The following is a 20,463-nucleotide window of genomic DNA, read 5'->3' on the forward strand; positions in this document are numbered from 1 at the left end:
TAAAAATGATATATTTTTTAGTGATATTATAAATATATAGGGATAATAAAGTAATGTTTGGAAAATTGACAACACATTCTATTCCATATAATGATCCAATTATTATATCGACAATTGTCATCATTCTTTTTATTGGAACAATACTTATTGGTATTATTTCATATTATAATAAGTGGCAATATATTTGGGATGAATGGATTACTTCTGTAGATCATAAAAAAATCGGGATCATGTATATTGTAGTTGCATGTGTTATGTTTTTACGTGGTTTTGCTGATGCGATTATGATGAGAGCTCAACAAGCTTTGTCTTCCTCTGGGTTGTATGAATTTCTTTCAGCTCATCACTATAATCAAGTAATTACTGCTCATGGTGTAATTATGATTATATTTATGGCTACTCCTTTTGTAATAGGATTAATGAATTTGATAGTTCCGTTACAAATTGGAGCAAGAGATGTTGCTTTTCCTTTCTTGAATTCTTTAAGTTTTTGGTTGTTTATGGTGGGCGTAATTTTAATAAATCTTTCTTTAGGGATAGGGGAATTTGCACAAACAGGATGGGCGGGCTATCCACCATTATCAAGTAAAGAATACAGTCCTGGTGTTGGTGTTGATTATTGGATATGGAGTATACAAATTTCAGGAATAGGCACTACTTTAACTGGCATAAATTTTTTTACCACAATCTTGTATATGAGAGCTCCAGGATTATCAATGATGAAAATGCCAGTATTTACTTGGACTGCATTATGTACAAATACGTTAATCATTGCAGCTTTTCCAATTTTAACTGTTACTATTGCATTATTAACGTTAGATCGTTATCTGGGAACCCATTTCTTTACTAACGATTTGGGTGGAAATATGATGATGTATATTAATTTATTTTGGGCTTGGGGACATCCAGAAGTATATATTCTAGTTTTGCCTGTGTTTGGTGTATTTTCAGAAGTTGTTTCTACTTTTTCACAAAAGAAATTATTCGGATATACTTCGTTAGTATGGGCTACTATCGCCATTACTGTATTATCTTTTTGTGTATGGTTACATCATTTTTTTACCATGGGAGCAGGTGCTAATGTTAACGCATTTTTTGGTATTATGACTATGGTAATTGCCATTCCTACTGGTGTGAAAATTTTTAATTGGTTATTTACTATGTATCGAGGAAAAATTATTTTTACTTCTCCGATGTTGTGGACTATTGGATTTATTATTACATTTTCTATAGGAGGAATGACCGGAGTATTATTAGCTGTACCCGGAGCTGATTTTGTATTACATAATAGTTTATTTTTAATTGCTCATTTTCATAATGTTATTATTGGGGGTGTGTTATTTGGTTGTTTTGCTGGCGCTACTTATTGGTTTCCTAAAGCTTTTGGGTATATGTTAAATGAACAATGGGGAAAAAGAGCTTTTTGGTTTTGGATTATTGGATTTTATATAGCATTTATGCCGTTGTATATTTTAGGATTTATGGGTATGACTCGCAGATTAAGTCAGAATATTGATCCAATATTTTCATCAATGTTAATAACGGCATCAATAGGTACTATATTAATTGGATTAGGTATTATGTGTCAATGTATTCAAGTAATAGTCAGTATTTTAAATCGGGATAAATACAAAGATTTAAATGGAAATCCGTGGAATGGATCTACTTTAGAGTGGTCTGTCCTTTCTCCTCCGCCATTTTATAATTTTGCAATTATTCCTATAATAAATGATGATCGTGATGCTTTTTGGTATGTACAAAATAATAAAAATATTAGTTTTTGTCCTGACCGATATAAATCAATACATATGCCTAAAAATACTTATTCTGGAATTTTGATATCTTTTTTTAGTTTATTATTTGGATTTAGCATGATTTGGTATATATGGTGGTTAGTTATTTTGAGTATATTTGGAATTATTGCAACTTGGATTATGCATACATTTAACGAGAATACAGAATATACTGTTTCAGTAGAGAAAATTAAAGAAGTTGAATATATCAATAATGTATAAACACAAGAATTTAAATAAAAAAACAATATTTGGTTTTTGGTTGTATATAATGAGTGATTGTATTTTATTTGCAAGCTTGTTCGCAATATACTCAGTATTATGCAATGGTATAGAAAATTTTTCTTTGGCTAAGGAAATGTTTAAGTTACCTCTTATATTTTCAGAGACTTGTTGCTTGTTATTAAGCAGTTTTACTTATGGTAAGGTTATGATATGTGCAGAAAAATCATGTGTGAAACAAGTAAATATCTGGATGGGGATGACTTTTTTTTTAGGTCTATTTTTTATTGGTATGGAAATCTATGAATTTTTTCATTTAATTAAATCTGGCTACAGTCCACGTCAAAACGCATTTCTTTCTTCTTTTTTTACTTTAGTAGGAACCCATGGACTACATGTAATGGCGGGACTTATTTGGATTATAGTAATGATTGTACATATTGCATTTCAAGGATTAACTAAAATTAACTACATACGATTGCAATGCTTAAGCTTATTTTGGCATTTTCTTGATATCATATGGATATGCGTATTTACTGAAGTATATTTGATGGGAGTACTGTAATTTATGAAAAATGCTTATACACATAATGCATATTTGATTGGGTTTATATTATCTATAATTTTAACAATAATTCCGTTTTTTATGGTTACGTATAACATAACTAATAATAAGATATTAACGAATATTATTATATCGTGTGCAGTAATTCAGATTTTTGTTCATTTGATTTGCTTTTTACATTTAGGAAATGTATCTCATCAATTATGGAATTTGATATTTTTGATATTTACAGTATTTATTGTTTTTATCCTGGTATTCGGAAGTATATGGATTATGACGCATTTACATCATAATTTGATGATTTGAATATAATCAAACAATTTTATTTTATGAATAGATATTATTTACACTTAATTAAACCGGGGATCGTTATAGGAAACGTAATGTCGTCTATAGGGGGATTTTTAATAGCATCACGAGGTCAGATGTATAATCTTTTGTTTATTAAAATGATTATAGGGATATCATTAGTTATAGCTTCTAGTTGTGTATTAAATAATATTATTGATCGAGATATTGATTCGGTTATGGAAAGAACTAAAAATAGAGTGTTAGTACAATATAGTAACTTGCTTTTAAATAAAAGTATATTATATGCAATAATTTTAAGTATATTTGGGTTTTTATGTTTGAGTTATACAAAAAATTTTTTAATAGTATATTTAGCAGCAGCAGGTTTATTAATATACGTTGGTATATATAGTTTGTGGATGAAACGTAGGTCTATTTATAGCATAATAGTTGGAAGTATTTCAGGAGCAATGCCCCCAGTAATTGGATATTGTACTGTTACAAATAGGTTTGATACGGGAGCCTTAATATTATTAATGATTTTCAGTTTGTGGCAAATCCCACATTCTTATTCTATTACTATCTTACGATTACATGACTATAAAGTAGCTTTAATTCCGACTTTTCCTATTAAAAAAGGGGTGAAGTTAACTAAGAATCATATGATTGTATATATCATTGGATTTATTGTAGCAACTATATTATTTACTGTAATGGGATATACTAGTTATATATTTTTAATAATAATTAGTATTATGAATTTATGGTGGTTATATATAGGATCGTATGGGTATAAAATAATTAATAATGATAGTGTATGGGCAAAGAAAATGTTTCAATTATCTATTATTATTGTAGTATCTTTAAATTTACTTTTATCTTTAGATCCTATTTTATTTCATATATAAATGATTTATTATTATAAATTATATTTTTATGTTCTTAAATTTATTTTGATTAGTAACATTAATTACAGTTATGTTTTAGAGTATAAATTTAAAATTAGTTTAATATTATAAACGATTGTGGATTTTTATTTTAATATCTATACATTTAGATATTAAAATAACTATGCTAGTTTGTATTCAGGGTATTGATGTATTTTTTATTTCAATGACTAATAAAGAATTTTATATTATACTAGGATTGGGCATAATATTTGCGCTTCGTATGTCAGGTGTATTTATGATTTTACCCGTCCTAACTATTCATGTTACTTCTATTACAGGAGTAAATGGACATTTAATAGGTATAGCGATTGGAATATATGGTTTAATGCAAATAATATTTCAATTACCATTTGGATTAATGTCTGACAAAATTGGACGAAAGCCTGTTATTATTGGAGGTCTAATTTTATTTGCTCTTGGCAGCGAAATAGCAGCTGTTACCAATAATATTTGGGGGCTTATTATTGGACGTGCACTGCAGGGGTCAGGAGCTATAAGTAGTTCGTTGATAGCATTGTTGTTAGAATCGATCAGAGAACAACATCATATAAAAGCCATGGCTGCAATTGGAATAAGTTTTGGTATTACTTTTGCTATTTCTATGATTTGTGGCCCAATTATTACAGACATGTTTGGATTACATGGGTTATTTCATACTATTACTATATTGACCGTATTAGCAATAATATTTACTTATATTGTGATAACACCAATTTCTTTTTATCCTATAAAAAATAATGAAAATTTATTTGTTACGTTTAATAAAATTAAAAAAATATTTGCGCATGCTCAATTGATAAAACTAAATTTTAGTATATTTTGCGTGCATACTATTTTAATCCTAAATTTTATCGCTTTGCCTAAAGCGATGATAAATTTAGGATTTTTACTTGAAGAACATTGGAAAATTTATAGCATTATTATGATAATCTCTGCAATCGCAGTGTGTACATGTCTTATATGTTCTGAAGGTAAAAATTATACAGGAAAAGTATTAATTATTTGTATGAATATTTTATTTTTATCTGAATTAATTATGTTGACGAATATGTGTCATTACCGAATGTTTTTATGTGGCATGCAGTTATTTTTTATAGCATTTAATTTAATTGAAGCAATATTGCCTACCTTAATCAGTAAAGCATCGCCAACAAAATATAAAGGTACTACTATTAGTATTTATTCTATTGGACAGTTTTTAGGTGTAGGATTCGGGGGAATTTTAGGTGGATTTTTATTAGAAATAAAGGGAATATGGTTGGTATTATTTTTTGCATTAATCATATCAACGTTGTGTATTATGATGAGTTATATGTTACGATAATTTTTTTAATATATTTTGTAAAAATTGCAATGAACATTTTGATAGTATTTGACACTGCAAGAAAAACTTAATTATTTTTATATAAAAGAATGGAATTAATAATTTTTACGAACATAAATATACTAAACATATATTTATGTGGCTATTTTAGCATAATATGTGTGGTGGTTTTAATAAATTAATGAGGAGGTGATGGAGGTCGGTAAATCTTTATATTACGAAATCCTTGTTTATATAGATACATAGCCTGTAATCGACTCATTATGCCATGGTCACAATATAGTGCATATATTTTGTTTGGATCTAATTTAGAAAATTGATCGATTAATTTATAAAAAGGTATCTTTTTTATTTCTATATTAGTTAAATAAATAGGATTATTTTTCTGTTCAGTTTCTGTACGTATATCTAATATTATATCATTGTTATTTAATATTTTTTTAGTTTCTACTTCAAATAAATGTTGATGGATCATTTGATCAGGTATGTGATGCACATCTATTATACAAGATTGAGATACTGCACGATCTAATATAGTAAAATCAAAATTATTTTCTTCAAGTTCGATGCGTTTTTCTGTAGTTTTTGCAGCTGATTTTTGAGATATGGTACCACAATATTCTGGAACAGATTTTGAAAATATTTCTGTTCCTATTTTACGAGCTAAATTAATGATCTTTTCTTTGTCATAAGAAATTAAAGGGCGAAATATCATATGATTAGATACACTATCAATGAGCGCTAGATTAGCTAAGGTTTGACTAGATACCTGTCCTAATACTTCTCCTGTTATTAATGCGGTTATTTTCCATCGATCAGCTACTAATGATGCAGAGCGTATCATCATACGTTTTAATACTATTCCTATTTGATTATCTTTTATTTTAGCAACGATCTCTTTAATTACTTCTGAAAAATCAATAGAAATAAATTTTATTTTATGAGAACTACTAAATTTATTCCATAGATAATATATTATTCTAGACACTTCAATAGTATGCATAGGTGTTCCTAAATTAAAGAAACAATAGTTCACTTTACATCCACGTCGGATTAACATGTAACTAGCAACTGCTGAATCAAATCCTCCTGAAATTAATGATATAAGTTCTTGTTGTGTACCTATTGGTAATCCTCCTAATCCTTCAAAACGTTCGATAATTATAAAAAGTTGATTATTCTTAATTTCTAAATATATAATTTTTTCAGGTTTTATTAAATTAACTCTAGTATTTTTTATGTTTTGACACAGTTTTTGTCCCAAATAATGTTCGATTGCCTGAGAAGTAAAATTATGTGTGCCATGACGTTTAACTCGTACGCAAAAATCTTTTCCTGATAATTTGATATCACGGTTTAAGCAAAGTATAAGATTTTTGTAAATATCCTCTAAGGAACTAAATACACTTTCTTTAACTAGTAAAAAATGATGAATACCAGGAATATTCATTAAAATAGTACATATTTTTTGGTTATTATTAGATCTTATTTCAAGATAATCCCAATGACGTATAATTGATGCTGATTCTTTATTTTTTTTTAAAATAGCCTTAATGTTGGCAACAAGAATTTTTATAAAGAATATCCGTACAGAACGACTTTTTATTGTAATTTCCGGTGAAAATTTGATGATTATTTTCATATTAATATTTGTAGTATTCTAAAAGACGCATGAGAATTAATATTCTATATTAAATCTATCATATTAGATAAATATTAATTATCTTAATATAATCTGATTACTTCTTGTATGGACATAAGAAGTTTAATGCGTTATTTTATAGTTTATTGTAGGATGCATGCAAATGATATTTAAATTTGTTAAAATAACTCGCAACTACAATAACATATTAAATATTCTTATATATATAATTACGTATATGAATGTAATTCAAGTAGGAACATATTAGTCAAATTTTTGGTTTTTTGATATGTTGAAATATTATGCTTATGCTTGATTTTATTAATGAGTTGCATGATAGCTGTGAACAAGTAGATGATGCTATTGAACACTATCTAGTTATGTTTCTTAACCGGGACGTATCTATTCTTTCTCAAGCAATACGTTATAGTGTTTTATTGGGCGGAAAGCGGTTACGTCCTTTTTTAGTTTATCAAATAGGAAAGTTATTTGGTATTAAATCTTCAAAACTTAATGCTCCAGCAGCAGCTATTGAATGTATGCATGCTTATTCTTTAATTCATGATGATTTACCTGTCATGGATAATGATAAATTACGTAGAGGATATCCGACATGTCATGTTAAGTTTGGTGAAGCTATTGCTATTTTAGCAGGAGATGCGCTACATACGTTGGCTTTTACTATTCTTACAGAAGCACATATGTCAACAATTACAGACCAAGATCGTTTGAAAATGATTGCCACATTAGCTTCTGCTAGTGGCGCTAATGGAATGTGTTTAGGCCAATCTTTAGATTTAATTAATAAAAATAATAAGAATGTATCAGTTACACAATTAGAAACTATATACCAATACAAAACAGGGTCGTTAATTCGAGCGGCAGTTCGTATTGGAGCTTTATCGGCGGGAAATAAAAGTCGTGATGCATTAGCACTTTTAGATCATTATGCTACAACCATAGGTTTAGCTTTTCAAATACGAGATGATATTATAGATGCTTCGTTGAATGTGTATGATAACAAAAAAAGAGCTCAAGTACGAAGTATACAATCGAAACATGATAACCCAAATACTTATTCAAAAGTATTTGGGTTAAGTGCGGCTCGATCTAAAGCTGAAGAATTATATTTTGAATCATTAACATCTTTAAAATATATTGCTAAATTAGGTTATAACACTAGTATTTTATCTGAATTTTCACGTTATATCATTGAACGTAGTGATTAATTTTTTAAACGTAATATATTAAATAAATTTAATATGAACTGCAGCTTACATGAATACTCCGTGTTAGATTTAATCAATACTCCAAAAGAGTTACGAAGATTATCTGAAGATGATTTAATGAAATTGTGTAATGAATTACGCCAATTTCTTTTAACTAGTGTTAGTAGATCTAGTGGACATTTTGCGTCTGGATTGGGAACTATAGAACTTACTGTAGCATTACATTATATATATAATACCCCATTTGATTATTTAATTTGGGATGTTGGGCATCAAGCGTATCCACATAAGATTCTGACAGGTCGTCGTGAGCTTATTTTTAGCATTAGAAATCGAAATGGATTACATCCATTTCCTTGTCGTAATGAAAGTGAATATGATGTGTTATCGGTAGGACATTCTTCTACTTCTATTAGCGCGGGATTAGGATTAGCAGTCGCTGCAGAACGCGAAATGTTAGGACGCCGTACAGTATGTGTTATAGGAGATGGAGCAATAACTGCTGGTATGGCTTTTGAAGCAATGAATCATGCTGGATCCATCAAATCTGATTTATTAGTTATATTAAATGATAATGAAATGTCTATCTCAAAAAACGTGGGAGCATTGAATAATCATTATGCTCATATTTTTTCAAAAAAAACATATTCTGATTTAAAATTAGATAATAATATACTATCCGATAGTTTTATGGCCAAAAAATTCATTGAAGATACGGATAATAAAATTAGGAATTTTAGCACGTCGAGTTCGTTATTCTCACAACTTGGTTTTAATTATATTGGACCTATCAATGGACATAATGTATTAGAATTAGTACATATTTTAAGAAATATACGTAATATGAAAGGACCTCAATTTTTACATGTTATTACTAAAAAGGGTTTTGGATATAAACCTGCAGAACAAGATCCTATCAAATGGCATGCAGTGCCAAAGTTTGATCTTAAAATCGGGTCATTACCTATAGAAAATACTAAAAATATAACTTATTCTGAAATTTTCGGTGATTGGTTATGCCAAGTTGCAGCTCATGATAATAAAGTTATAGGGATTACACCTGCTATGCGGGAAGGTTCAGGAATGAATATGTTTTCTCAGAAATATCCAAAACAGTATTTTGATGTTGCGATTGCTGAGCAGCATGCTGTAACATTTGCTGCTGGTTTGGCTATAGCAGGATATAAACCAGTTGTTGCTATTTATTCAACATTTTTACAACGCGCATATGATCAGGTAATTCATGATGTGGCCATTCAAAGCTTACCTGTTTTATTTGCTGTCGACCGAGGAGGTATTGTTGGAGCAGATGGACAAACGCACCAAGGTGCTTTTGATTTATCTTATTTACGTTGTATTCCAAATATGATAATCATGGCTCCAAGTGACGCTTATGAATGTAAATTAATGTTATATACAGGATATCATTATCAATATGGGCCTAGTGTTGTACGTTATCCTAAAGGATATGCTGTTGTTCCCTCTAATCCCGATTCGAAAAAATTATATATTCTCCCATTAAGTAAAGGTGTAATACGTCGTCAAGGACATTACATTGCTATTCTTAATTTTGGAACTTTATTGCGATCGGCTTATGATGTCGCATGTGAATTGGACGCAACATTAGTAGATATGAGATTTATTAAACCATTAGATGAGATTTTAATAAAAACCCTTGCTAAAAATCATCGATTTCTAATAACTTTAGAAGAAAATACAATAATAGGTGGAGCGGGAAGTGGTGTAAACGAGTGTATTATGCAGAATAAATTATTGATCCCGGTTTTAAATATTGGTTTGCCTGATTTTTTTATTCCTCAAGGTTCGCAATCAGAAATATTATCTGAGCTTGGATTAGATAGCATAGGAATTTATAAAAAAATTATGACATGGATATATTAAATTATTATCGGTTATAATGTGATGTCGATATTTTAAATAATAAACCAACGTACAAAATTATTGATATTTATTTTATAAAATACTTTAATTGTATAATTTCATCAGAAACAAAATAATACCAACAGATATGACACTCGCTAATATATCATCAATGATAATTCCTAACCCACCTTTTATTGTATGATCACACCAGGAAATTGGCCAAGGTTTTATAATATCTAATATCCTAAATAATATAAATGCAATAATTATCCATAGCCAATTGTCTGTAGGAATTATAGTTAATATAGTCCACATACCAATAAATTCATCCCAAACAATTGATTTATGATCGTGAATACCAATTATTTTAGTAGCTTGATCACAAAAAAATATGCCAAATCCTATTCCTGTAATCAGGAATAAAAAATAAAACTGATATGAAAATAAATATATTAATATCCACCATATTGGTATTGCCAATAAAGATGCTACGGTCCCTACGGGTATATAATTAATTGTCCCTAATCCGAAACCAGTAGCTAATAAATAGCTCACTCTAGATAACTTCATATTACTTTTATTGCATTTATAGAAAAGTATAAGTAAGAAAATAAATTATTTTTTATTAAAATTTAGTTTTTATTTTATAAGTATTAATCATATGTCGATCATACGATTATTTTTTATTAATACAAGTCTGAGCAACTATTTTATCTAATACTCCATTTACAAATCTATGACTTTTTTCAGCTCCAAAAATTTTTACAAGTTCAATTGCTTCATTAATAGCAACTTTATATGGTATGTCATTACATTTTATCAGTTCGAATAATGCAATACGTAAAACTACATGTTCAATGTATCCTAGTTTTTCTAAATCTCGAGATAGATGTGGTATCATTAATTTATCTAGTTCTTCTGCAAAATTTATTACTCCAATATATAATTTATGGAAGTAAGAAGTATTGAAATTTTGAATATCTCGCTCTATTATAATATAGTTTTCTATTTCTTTAGCATTATTTTTGGATAGTTTCCAAGAATACAATGCTTGTAACGCACATTCACGAGCACGTCTTCGGCTAATTGTTTTCACATAATTCCTTTTATAAGCTTATTATATATTGCCAAAATTATTTTTTAATTATTTGTAATATATTAATCATTTCTAAAACGGTTAAAGCAGCTTCTGATCCTTTGTTATTATTCTTGATACCTGAACGTTCTATAGCTTGACTAATATTATCTGTAGTAAGTAATCCAAATCCAATGGGCAGTGTATTTTCTATTGAAATATTAGATAAACCAGAGCTGCACTCTTTTGCAATTAATTCAAAATGCATAGTAAGACCACGAATCACCGTCCCTAGAGCTATTACTCCATCGTATTTGTGGCTAATAGCCAATGCCTTTACAATTAATGGCAACTCATAAGTTCCTGGAACCCATATTGTAGTTATGTTTTCATCTTTTATGTGCCCGATTCTTTTTAAAATGTCTAAAGCACCTTCAAGTAAATTATTATTAATGAAACGATTAAATCTAGCTACAGCGATAGCAATTTTTGCTTTGTTTGCTGTAGTACTTCCTTCAATAACATTCATAACAATCCTTATTATTTATTATGTAAATTACATTATTTATATTTGTGTATAAATGTATTGTAGCACAATATTAAAATAACTGATAAGCACAATATATTATATGTTTTTTGGTATTAATCTTAAACGAATATCTGGTCCAACGTTTTTTATATCGATTAACTCAAAAGACTTAATATCATTAAGACATTTAATATTCGGTAATAAACATAAAGGTCTCGCATCAGATCCTAAAAATTTTATAGCTTGGTACAAAATAAGTTCATCTACTAATCCAATATCCAATAGTATTCCTGAGAAGGTAGCTCCTGCTTCTACCCAAATATTATTAATTTCCCGATATGCAAGATGTTGCATTAGTTCTGTGAGATTCACGCGACGGTGGCCATTATAGTAATTAATTGATGGTAGTAATAATTGTTCTACTGCTGGAGGCCAATCTCGGTGATCTTTTTTCAAGCGAACAAGTAAAATTTTTCCCTCGTATCGCATAATGCGATGTGTTGGAAGTACTCTATTTGCGCTATCAATAATTACTCGTAATGGTTGTCTAATTTTATTATTTGCATAAATACATTTTATTTCATCTGAAAAACATGACCAGCGTACATTCAATTTTGGATTATCTGCTAAAACAGTGCCAGCGGTGGAAAGAATGGCATCACTTTCTGCACGAAAATGCTGAACATCCTGACGTGCTTGAATAGATGTAATCCATTTACTTTCTCCAGAAGACATAGCTGTTCTACCATCTAAAGATGCAGCTAATTTTAATTTAATCCACGGAAATCCAGTGCGTATGCGTTTAATAAATCCTCGATTTATTGATTCTGCTTCAGATAACATAAGGCTATTATGTTGTACTTCAATACCTGCTTGTTTTAATACACGCAATCCTCTGCCTCTAGCATAAAAATGAGGATCTAGCATAGCTACTACAACTCGTTTAATTCCTGCGTTAATCAATGCAGAAGTACAAGGGGGGGTACGTCCGTAATGGCTACATGGTTCTAAAGTAATATAGGCAGTTGCTCCTTGTGATAAATTTCCAGCAACACGTAATGCATGTATTTCAGCATGTGCTTCTCCAGCTCGTATATGATATCCTTCTCCTACAATTTTATTATTACGAACAATAACGCATCCTACATTAGGATTAGGCATTGTGGTAAATCGTCCTTTCCATGCCAATTGTAATGCTCGTGTTAAATATGTTTTGTCATGCAGCATGATATAGATTTGTCATAGTATCTTAAGATTGTAAAACTAAATGTAATTTTTATATGAGCTTGATTTTTATTAATAACAATAATTATTTACATCCGATACTATAAGAGCATATTTATTTAAATCTTTTGATTAATTTATCACTAAATGTTAGTGATAAATTAAAATTATACATGCATACCATTTATATGGTATGCAGATTATTATAGATATAACTTTTTAAAATATAATCATATATTGATTGTAAGTTATGCTCTAAAAAAACGATTATATATTCAGTTCATTAACTAAATATATAAAATATTAGTAATAAAACATTTTATTTTATTTAGTTATTTTTAATAAAATGATTACGCGTGGTACCAAGTTTAAACGCTAACACTGAAGCAATGTATATAGAAGACATTGTCCCAATAATAGAGCCAATCAGTAAAGTTGTTACAAATCCGCGTAACATAGTTCCTCCAAAAATTAATAATATAAATAGTACCATAATAGTCGTAACTGAAGTTATAATAGTTCTATTTAGTACCTGACTTAATGATATATTAAAAATATCTATAGATTTTACTGTAGATATGCGACGGAAATTTTCTCTAATTCTATCAAAAATGACAATCTTGTCATTGATAGAGTAACCAATCGCTGACATTAGCGCAGCAATAATGGTTGAATCTATCTTAGTAGCCAGTAAAGATAAAGTACCCGAAATAACTATTATATCATATATTAAAGATACAACAACTCCAGTAGCTAATCTCCATTCAAAACGAAACGTTATATATATTAAGATACATATTAATGCTACTAATATAGCTAGTATTCCTGTATTTATCAATTGGTTACTAACACTCGGACCAATCCAATTTGCTTGTTTAATAAAAAATTTTTGAGCTATAGTCTTTTCTAAAATATGTAATACATTATTTATAGTGTTTTGGTTAATTTGATTGTTATTAGAATCTAATGGAACTCGTATTCCTATATCTTTGGGAGATCCAAAATGTTGTATTATAGTATTTTTAAATCCTGATTGTACTAAAATTTTTTGAATTTTAATGGGATCTATATTTTTTTCTGAAATAATTTCAATTAATATACCTCCGGTAAAATCTAATCCCCAATTAAAACCGCGCACTGCCATAGTACAACATGAAATAAAAAATAAAAATATTGATAAAAAAAATATTATACGTCTCCATGAAAGAAAGTCATAAACTTTATAGTAAGTGTCATTCATTTAAGTAGATTAAATTAAAATTATATTAATAATATAATATATAGTTTTAAAAATTCAATAAAGTTAAATAGATAATTTATTCACGTTTTTTTTTCCATATACTAAATTAACAACAGCGCGAGTACCAATGATGGATGTAAACATTGATGTCCCTACCCCAATGATCGTAGTAATGGCAAATCCTTTAATTGGTCCTGTTCCAATTAAATATAATATAATAGAGGTAATAATAGTTGTAATATTTGCGTCTACAATGCTAGTAAATGCTTTACGATACCCTGTATGTATAGCATATTGTACCGGTTTACCTTGTTTTAATTCTTCTTTGATCCTTTCATTAATTAACACATTTGCATCTACAGCTACGGATAAAGTCAATATAATCCCTGCTATGCTTGGCATAGTTAATACCATGCCTGGGATTATAGACATTGTACTTATCATAAGTATCAAATTAGCAATGAGTGCAATACTAGCAATTAATCCAAAATAATGGTACCACAAAACCATAAAACATATAGAAGTTAATATTCCTAAAGTACAAGCGGTAAATCCTTGTGTGATGTTTTTTTTACCAAGCATAGGGCCAATAATTCGTTCTTCTTCAATATGAACAGGTGTTGTTAGAGTTCCCATACGTAATAATAGTGATAGATGACGTGCTTCATTTAAATTATTAATTCCAACAATACGGAAACTATTACCTAATTGAGATTGAATAGTAGCAATATTGATAATTTTTTCATGTTTGATGAGAAGTGGATGGCCTGTAGAATCTTTTTCTCCACTATCTTTATATTCTACAAATAAAGTAGCTATAGTTTTTCCAATATTGTTTTTGGTAAAGTTTGAAATAATCGAGCTACCTATTTTATCTAAAGTAATATTTACTTGAGGACGATTATATTCATCTAAGCTAATATTGGAATTTATAATATAATTTCCAGATAAAATTATTTTTTTGTATAATGGCACTAAATAACCATTATTAGTCAGTTTTATTTCAGAATCTTCTGGAATCAAATCATTATTTATTTCAAAGTCATTTATTTTTGAATTAACTAGACGGAATTCTAGACTTGCTGTTGTGCTAAGTATTTTTTTAACTTTTTTGATATCTTGAATGCCAGGTAATTCTATAATAATACGATCAATTCCGTTACGTTGTACTAATGGTTCAGTAATACCTAATTGGTGTATACGATGATATAAAATAGTAGAATTTTGTTGTACAGCACGCTCACATATTTCATGTTTTTTCTTTTCAGAAAAAATAATATGTAGTTTGTCATCTTCTATTCTATGTATTAGTAAATCATGATTTATTTCGGATAGCGGTATAATTGCTTTATTTCTATAGTTAGAATTTTGAAAATTAATTTCAATTCCATGATTTTTAATTTTATACATTTTTATATAGGGAATTTTTTTTTCAAATAAGGTAGTCTTTAAAGTATCAATATATTGTTCTTGTAATTTATTTAGTATAATTTCTGTATTTACATGTATTACAAAATATATTCCCCCACATAAATCTAATCCTAACTTTATAGGTTTAGCTTTTATTACAGATAGCCAATATGGTGCCGCTGGAGTAGTACAAAGAAATATTTGATATTTATTTATAAAAATAGTTGATAATTTTTGATAAGCTTTTAGTTGATCTCTTTCATAGAAAAACTGTATTAAAATTTTATTTGTTTGTAATGAAATAGATTTATTAGTTATTTTTTCGTTTTCTAGTATTTTTTTTATTTGAGATAATAAAATATTATCAAGTGTTTGATGATTTTCTTCTGTAATATATTGAGTAATATATATTGTAGGTTTATCTCCATATAAACTGGGTAATGTATAGATTATACCAGTAGTAAATACTAGTATAACTGCAAGATATTTCCATAAAGAATAATGATTTAACACCAGTTTTTATCTCAAGGTACATAATATTAGGAATTATAGTGCTTTCATCGTACCTTTAGGTAAAATGGCGGTAACACAATCGCGTTTAATTAATATTTCATTGCCACTGGTATCATTTTTTTCGTTGAGAATAATAAAAATATAGCCTGTTTCTGTAATTCTGACTACACGGCCTATTAGCCCTCCATTGGTTAGAATCTCATCTCCTTTTGAGATAGAATTTAATAATTCTTTATGAATTTTATTGCGTTTTTGTTGTGGTCTAAAAATCATAAAATAGAAAATGCCAGCAAATATTGCTAACATAATTGCTAAAGAATATGGATTGCTCTGGGAATTCGAATTGGTACTTGCCCAAGCAGTATTAATAAATATATTCATGTATATTTCCTATGATATAAAATAGTTGTGTTGTTAGTTTAATTCAAAAAATATTTAATTTTAATTTAATATTAAATACGATTAATGCGCTGATAAAAGATATCGATAAATTTTTGCAATGATTTCATTTTTATGGCTTGGCGTAAGTCCTCCATTAAATTCTGGTAATATCGTAAGTTATGAATGGTGTTTAAACGTACACCAAGAATTTCTTTACAACGATCTAAGTGATGCAAGTACGAACGACTATAATATTGACAAGTATAACAATCACAGTTCTTATCTACTGGGGAAGTATCTTTTTTATATTGTGTATTACGAATTTTAATTATTCCATCAGAAACAAATAAATATCCATTACGAGCATTACGAGTGGGTATAACGCAATCAAACATATCAATACCCTGACGTACAGCTTCTATCAAGTCCTCTGGCTTACCAGCGCCCATTAAGTAACGTGGTTTATTTTTAGGAATAGTTTTACATATATGAGATAAAATGCGATACATTTCTTTTTTTGGTTCTCCTACTGATAAACCTCCTATTGCATATCCATCAAAACCAATATTTATTAATTCTTTTGTCGATATATCTCTTAAATGTTCATACATGCCTCCTTGAATAATGGCAAACAACATATTTGAATTATGTAATGCATCAAAACGCAAACGGCTGCGTTCAGCCCAGTGTAAAGATAGGTCTACTGATTTTTTTATGTAATCCCAAGTATTAGGATAAGATACGCATTCATCAAATATCATAACTATATCAGATTCTAAATCATGTTGAGTTTCTATAGATTTTTCTGGAGTTAAAAATACAAGATGCCCGTCTATAGGACTCCTAAAGTATACTCCTTCTTTTGTAATCATGCGTATTTTACTTAAACTAAATATTTGAAATCCTCCTGAATCTGTAATTATAGGGCCCATCCAGTTCATAAATTTATGTAAGTTACCATGTAATTTTATAATATTTGAACCAGGACGTAACCATAAATGAAAAGTGTTACTTAAAATAATTTGTGTTCCACTTTCTTTAATTTCTTCTGAAGTTAAGGTTTTTATAGATCCACAGGTTCCCACGGGCATAAAGGCAGGCGTATCTACTATCCCTCGGTTACAAATAAGCCTACCAAGTCGAGCGTAACCATCTGTTTGTAATAATTGAAATGTCATAATTTTTATCCTAATTAAATAAATATTTATCAATCAAATACAAATATGATGGAACTAATTATAGATTCATATAAGTTATTATGAATCTATATGCAGATATGTTATAAATCACGAATATATTGTATTTTGTAATTACATATATATACTATATATGATATAGTTCATGATTCTTAGCGAATATAAAATGACATTTTTCATTTTTTGATACAATTGTTATTAATTTCAATAAAAACCGTTTAAATATATTATTTAAAATAAAATGAATTATCATACTATGTATGATATATATAGGTGTAATATTAGTATTCGGTTGCTTCATATTAGTTGATGTATATTTATTATTTGATATATATGTTTTTATTTTAATGTAGTGGTTAACCATCATTTATGAATATTCGTATATGTTTATTGTATTAGTATAATTTTATTTTGATAGTTTGTATTAATTAATAAAATAAGACGATCTATATAAAACTATGAAACCATTTGCATATCATTGCATAATTTGGTTAATACAAAATTATCGAAAATATTACTTAACTATTGAAATAGTTATCTAAATTTAGTTTTTATATCATAATTTTTTGATATGTTGTTTATAATTTGTTTATTCATGTATTAAAATGCAACTGGATAGATATCTAGTTGTATTTTAATATTATTTGTATGACTTGTGCATCATTGTCATTAATAAATAAATTTTGTAAAATATTTTATAGAAATTATTAAATATGTATTCACTATTTTAGTGTATATATTTTCATTATTTAATGATGTGATGTTATATCAGGTATCAATTTTATTAATTGAAAAATTATATATAATTAATCTTTCTATGAAAATAGAAATTTCTCCATTATTATATTTATATAGCTAACTAGAATTATTTTAATATTATTAAATATCAAATTATTCTAATACTAATTTTTGGAATATTTAAAGTAATCTAATATAACTATTAGTTAATTATTTTCATACTGTGATTTTGATTGATTAAATTTTTTATTTAAATAATAGATATTTAATAATTTAGTTTATAAACAGTTTGAATAAAAAATTCATTATAAAGTAATGTATATATTTTATTTAAATTTTTATAGTTAAATATTAATTTTTTCAATCAATAGTTTATATATAAACTATTGATTGAAAATCATATATATAATGCAACATATAAAAATTATTATTTTAATAGAGAAAATATATTTATTTTTGACATGCATGATATATTGTAACGACATATATATGTATATTTATTGTATATAATAATCCGATAAACAATTTTTTATAAAAATAATAAAAATTATCAACAATTATTTTTTAAAGAATAATAATTTTTATTTAATGATATTTTCTTTGATATTATTTGCATAAGAATAGGTTAAACGGTAAAATAAGATATTGATTATTAGTGTGAGATTAATTTATATATTTAATATGTTCATATCTTCACAAAAGTTGAGAGGTCAATATATATGGTGTTAGTTAGCCGTTGTGCCCCAGATTTTACTTCTTCTGCAGTATTAGGAAATGGTGAAATTGTAGATAATTTTAATTTATTGGATTATATTGATAAAAAGGAAGCAATAGTATTTTTTTGGCCTATGGATTTTACTTTTGTTTGTCCATCAGAATTGATTGCTTGTAATAAACGTTATGTTGAATTTCAGAAAAGAAATGTAGAAGTTATTGGAGTTTCTATAGATTCAGTTTTCGTACACAGTGCTTGGAGGCAAATCCCTGTAAGTCAGGGAGGAATTGGAGCGTTACAGTATATTATGGTTTCTGATGTAAAACATGAAATTATAAAAAAATACGGTATTGAACATTTAGATAAAGGAATTGCTTTACGTGCTTCTTTTCTAATAGATAAATTAGGAGTGATACGACATCAGGTGGTGAATGATTTACCATTTGGTAGAAATTTTGATGAGATGTTACGTATGGTAGATGCATTACAGTTCCATGAGACTCATGGTCTTTTATGTCCTGCTCAATGGAATAAAGATAAAGAGGGATTAGAAGCATCTCAAAAGGGAGTAATGAATTATCTTATTGATAATTTTTCCCAATTATAAAATAGTATATTTAATATATATAGAGATAGATGTGTTAATTTTTTGTGTAATTAATTTATGCCGATATAGCTCATATAATAGGCAGAGCAGCGCATTCGTAATGCGAAAGATATAGGTTCAAATCCTATTATCGGCATAAAAATGTAACTAGGATTTTAAACCATACTGTGAAGTATGGTGCGGAGTTTAGACCTGGAGAGTGATTGAAATTAAATATTTTACTATTTTATTTGTATGATGTGATAAAAGATTGTTTTGTGTATTATAAATTCATATTAATTTTAGTTCTTTTTAAGAAAAAGATATCATTTCTTTTTCTATTATAAGAATAAGTAGATGAATGATTTTAATATGAATTTCTTGAATATGATCAAAATAACTAAAATACGGTACACAAATTTCTATATTTATAGAATTGGATAGTTTACTCTCTTTTTTTTTCCCGGTTAAAAAGATTGTTTTCATATTTTTTTTATGCGCCGCTTCTATAGCATATAAGATATTAGTTGATTCACCAGAAGTAGAGATAGCAAATAGTAAATCTTTTTCATTTCCGATAGACTCAACATAGCGAGAGAATACATATTCATAACCAAAATCGTTACTGACACATGATAAGTATGATGGATCAGAAATCGCAATAGCTGCATAGCCTACGCGATTGTTTCTATAACGTCCGGTTAGTTCTTCTGAAAAGTGCATTGCATTACAGTGTGAACCACCATTCCCACAGGACAATACTTTTCCTCCTGTTTTAAAAGTATTAGCAATAAGTTTTGCAGACGATTCTACTGCATGAATATTATGTTTTTCATGGGTAAAAATCTTCATCATTTTTATGGTTTCATTAAATTCATTGTAAATTAAATCATGATACATAATCACTCCTATAAAACAAGAACATATATGGGATAAATATAATATTGTAATTGTAA

General features: G+C 27.9%; 17 protein-coding genes, 1 tRNA gene and 1 pseudogene. 9 read left to right on the forward strand and 10 right to left on the reverse strand.

Going from position 1 to position 20,463, the window contains the following annotated elements:
* Positions 1 to 53 precede the first annotated feature (53 nt).
* The 5 genes from cyoB to QMA81_00815 all read left to right on the forward strand — a co-directional run bounded on the left by cyoB (position 54) and on the right by QMA81_00815 (position 5,145).
* The gene (gene cyoB / locus QMA81_00795; protein ID WHL24869.1) at positions 54 to 2,015 is read left to right on the forward strand and encodes a cytochrome o ubiquinol oxidase subunit I; all 1,962 of its coding nucleotides are present in this window, start codon (positions 54 to 56) and stop codon (positions 2,013 to 2,015) included.
* Entirely contained in the window at positions 2,008 to 2,580 is a 573-nt protein-coding gene (gene cyoC / locus QMA81_00800; GenBank protein ID WHL24870.1) for a cytochrome o ubiquinol oxidase subunit III, read from the forward strand. Before cyoB ends, cyoC begins: the two co-directional genes overlap by 8 nt.
* Positions 2,581 to 2,583: 3 nt before the next feature.
* Complete coding sequence (gene cyoD, locus QMA81_00805) at positions 2,584 to 2,886, forward strand: cytochrome o ubiquinol oxidase subunit IV (protein WHL24871.1); 303 nt, start codon at positions 2,584 to 2,586, stop codon at positions 2,884 to 2,886.
* Between the two features lie 23 nt (positions 2,887 to 2,909).
* Entirely contained in the window at positions 2,910 to 3,779 is an 870-nt protein-coding gene (cyoE, locus tag QMA81_00810) for a heme o synthase (GenBank protein WHL24872.1), read from the forward strand.
* Between the two features lie 163 nt (positions 3,780 to 3,942).
* Entirely contained in the window at positions 3,943 to 5,145 is a 1,203-nt protein-coding gene (locus tag QMA81_00815) for an MFS transporter (GenBank protein ID WHL24873.1), read from the forward strand.
* A gap of 178 nt (positions 5,146 to 5,323) precedes the next feature.
* Here QMA81_00815 and thiI read toward each other — a convergent pair whose 3' ends face one another.
* A complete protein-coding gene (thiI, locus tag QMA81_00820; GenBank protein ID WHL24874.1) occupies positions 5,324 to 6,787 on the reverse strand; it encodes a tRNA uracil 4-sulfurtransferase ThiI in 1,464 nt (487 codons plus the stop codon).
* A 302-nt stretch (positions 6,788 to 7,089) separates the two neighbouring features.
* Here thiI and ispA point away from each other — a divergent pair, with 302 nt between their 5' ends.
* Positions 7,090 to 8,016 carry a (2E,6E)-farnesyl diphosphate synthase gene (ispA, locus tag QMA81_00825; protein ID WHL24875.1) on the forward strand — a complete coding sequence of 309 codons (927 nt, stop codon included), beginning with the start codon at positions 7,090 to 7,092 and terminating at the stop codon, positions 8,014 to 8,016.
* A 33-nt stretch (positions 8,017 to 8,049) separates the two neighbouring features.
* Positions 8,050 to 9,918 (forward strand): 1-deoxy-D-xylulose-5-phosphate synthase, encoded by a 1,869-nt coding sequence (gene dxs, locus QMA81_00830; GenBank protein WHL24876.1) that lies wholly within the window; start codon positions 8,050 to 8,052, stop codon positions 9,916 to 9,918.
* 84 nt (positions 9,919 to 10,002) lie between these two features.
* Here dxs and QMA81_00835 read toward each other — a convergent pair whose 3' ends face one another.
* The 8 genes and pseudogenes from QMA81_00835 to tgt all read right to left on the reverse strand — a co-directional run bounded on the left by QMA81_00835 (position 10,003) and on the right by tgt (position 17,450).
* Entirely contained in the window at positions 10,003 to 10,470 is a 468-nt protein-coding gene (locus tag QMA81_00835; protein ID WHL24877.1) for a phosphatidylglycerophosphatase A, read from the reverse strand.
* A 106-nt stretch (positions 10,471 to 10,576) separates the two neighbouring features.
* A pseudogene (nusB, locus tag QMA81_00840) lies at positions 10,577 to 10,996 on the reverse strand (transcription antitermination factor NusB).
* A 37-nt stretch (positions 10,997 to 11,033) separates the two neighbouring features.
* Positions 11,034 to 11,504, reverse strand: coding sequence for a 6,7-dimethyl-8-ribityllumazine synthase (gene ribE / locus QMA81_00845; GenBank protein ID WHL24878.1), 471 nt, complete (start codon positions 11,502 to 11,504; stop codon positions 11,034 to 11,036).
* Positions 11,505 to 11,600: 96 nt separating this feature from the next.
* Positions 11,601 to 12,731 (reverse strand): bifunctional diaminohydroxyphosphoribosylaminopyrimidine deaminase/5-amino-6-(5-phosphoribosylamino)uracil reductase RibD, encoded by a 1,131-nt coding sequence (gene ribD, locus QMA81_00850; protein WHL24879.1) that lies wholly within the window; start codon positions 12,729 to 12,731, stop codon positions 11,601 to 11,603.
* A 325-nt stretch (positions 12,732 to 13,056) separates the two neighbouring features.
* Positions 13,057 to 13,968 carry a protein translocase subunit SecF gene (gene secF, locus QMA81_00855; GenBank protein WHL24880.1) on the reverse strand — a complete coding sequence of 304 codons (912 nt, stop codon included), beginning with the start codon at positions 13,966 to 13,968 and terminating at the stop codon, positions 13,057 to 13,059.
* Positions 13,969 to 14,031: 63 nt separating this feature from the next.
* A complete protein-coding gene (secD, locus tag QMA81_00860) occupies positions 14,032 to 15,894 on the reverse strand; it encodes a protein translocase subunit SecD (GenBank protein WHL25296.1) in 1,863 nt (620 codons plus the stop codon).
* Positions 15,895 to 15,924: 30 nt separating this feature from the next.
* Positions 15,925 to 16,272, reverse strand: coding sequence for a preprotein translocase subunit YajC (gene yajC, locus QMA81_00865; protein WHL24881.1), 348 nt, complete (start codon positions 16,270 to 16,272; stop codon positions 15,925 to 15,927).
* Between the two features lie 71 nt (positions 16,273 to 16,343).
* Entirely contained in the window at positions 16,344 to 17,450 is a 1,107-nt protein-coding gene (gene tgt / locus QMA81_00870) for a tRNA guanosine(34) transglycosylase Tgt (GenBank protein WHL24882.1), read from the reverse strand.
* Positions 17,451 to 18,925: 1,475 nt separating this feature from the next.
* On the opposite strand from tgt, the gene QMA81_00875 reads away from it, so the two are divergent.
* Complete coding sequence (locus QMA81_00875; protein ID WHL24883.1) at positions 18,926 to 19,528, forward strand: peroxiredoxin C; 603 nt, start codon at positions 18,926 to 18,928, stop codon at positions 19,526 to 19,528.
* A gap of 59 nt (positions 19,529 to 19,587) precedes the next feature.
* Positions 19,588 to 19,664: transfer RNA gene (locus QMA81_00880), tRNA-Thr, on the forward strand.
* Positions 19,665 to 19,819: 155 nt separating this feature from the next.
* On the opposite strand, the gene lpcA is transcribed toward QMA81_00880, so the two are convergent.
* On the reverse strand, positions 19,820 to 20,407 hold the full coding sequence (gene lpcA, locus QMA81_00885) for a D-sedoheptulose 7-phosphate isomerase (protein WHL24884.1): 588 nt from the start codon (positions 20,405 to 20,407) through the stop codon (positions 19,820 to 19,822).
* Positions 20,408 to 20,463: the final 56 nt, after the last annotated feature.

Source organism: Candidatus Blochmannia vicinus (genome assembly GCA_030020825.1).
In the GTDB taxonomy this organism is placed as follows: domain Bacteria; phylum Pseudomonadota; class Gammaproteobacteria; order Enterobacterales; family Enterobacteriaceae; genus Blochmanniella; species Blochmanniella vicinus_A.

Coding starts and splice junctions, on each gene's coding strand:
- cyoB (WHL24869.1), top strand. CDS start 54: ATGTTTGGAAAATTGACAACACATTCTATTCCATATAATGATCCAATT.
- cyoC (WHL24870.1), top strand. CDS start 2,008: ATGTATAAACACAAGAATTTAAATAAAAAAACAATATTTGGTTTTTGG.
- cyoD (WHL24871.1), top strand. CDS start 2,584: ATGAAAAATGCTTATACACATAATGCATATTTGATTGGGTTTATATTA.
- cyoE (WHL24872.1), top strand. CDS start 2,910: ATGAATAGATATTATTTACACTTAATTAAACCGGGGATCGTTATAGGA.
- QMA81_00815 (WHL24873.1), top strand. CDS start 3,943: ATGCTAGTTTGTATTCAGGGTATTGATGTATTTTTTATTTCAATGACT.
- thiI (WHL24874.1), bottom strand. CDS start 6,787: ATGAAAATAATCATCAAATTTTCACCGGAAATTACAATAAAAAGTCGT.
- ispA (WHL24875.1), top strand. CDS start 7,090: ATGCTTATGCTTGATTTTATTAATGAGTTGCATGATAGCTGTGAACAA.
- dxs (WHL24876.1), top strand. CDS start 8,050: ATGAACTGCAGCTTACATGAATACTCCGTGTTAGATTTAATCAATACT.
- QMA81_00835 (WHL24877.1), bottom strand. CDS start 10,470: ATGAAGTTATCTAGAGTGAGCTATTTATTAGCTACTGGTTTCGGATTA.
- ribE (WHL24878.1), bottom strand. CDS start 11,504: ATGAATGTTATTGAAGGAAGTACTACAGCAAACAAAGCAAAAATTGCT.
- ribD (WHL24879.1), bottom strand. CDS start 12,731: ATGCTGCATGACAAAACATATTTAACACGAGCATTACAATTGGCATGG.
- secF (WHL24880.1), bottom strand. CDS start 13,968: ATGAATGACACTTACTATAAAGTTTATGACTTTCTTTCATGGAGACGT.
- yajC (WHL24881.1), bottom strand. CDS start 16,272: ATGAATATATTTATTAATACTGCTTGGGCAAGTACCAATTCGAATTCC.
- tgt (WHL24882.1), bottom strand. CDS start 17,450: ATGACATTTCAATTATTACAAACAGATGGTTACGCTCGACTTGGTAGG.
- QMA81_00875 (WHL24883.1), top strand. CDS start 18,926: ATGGTGTTAGTTAGCCGTTGTGCCCCAGATTTTACTTCTTCTGCAGTA.
- lpcA (WHL24884.1), bottom strand. CDS start 20,407: ATGTATCATGATTTAATTTACAATGAATTTAATGAAACCATAAAAATG.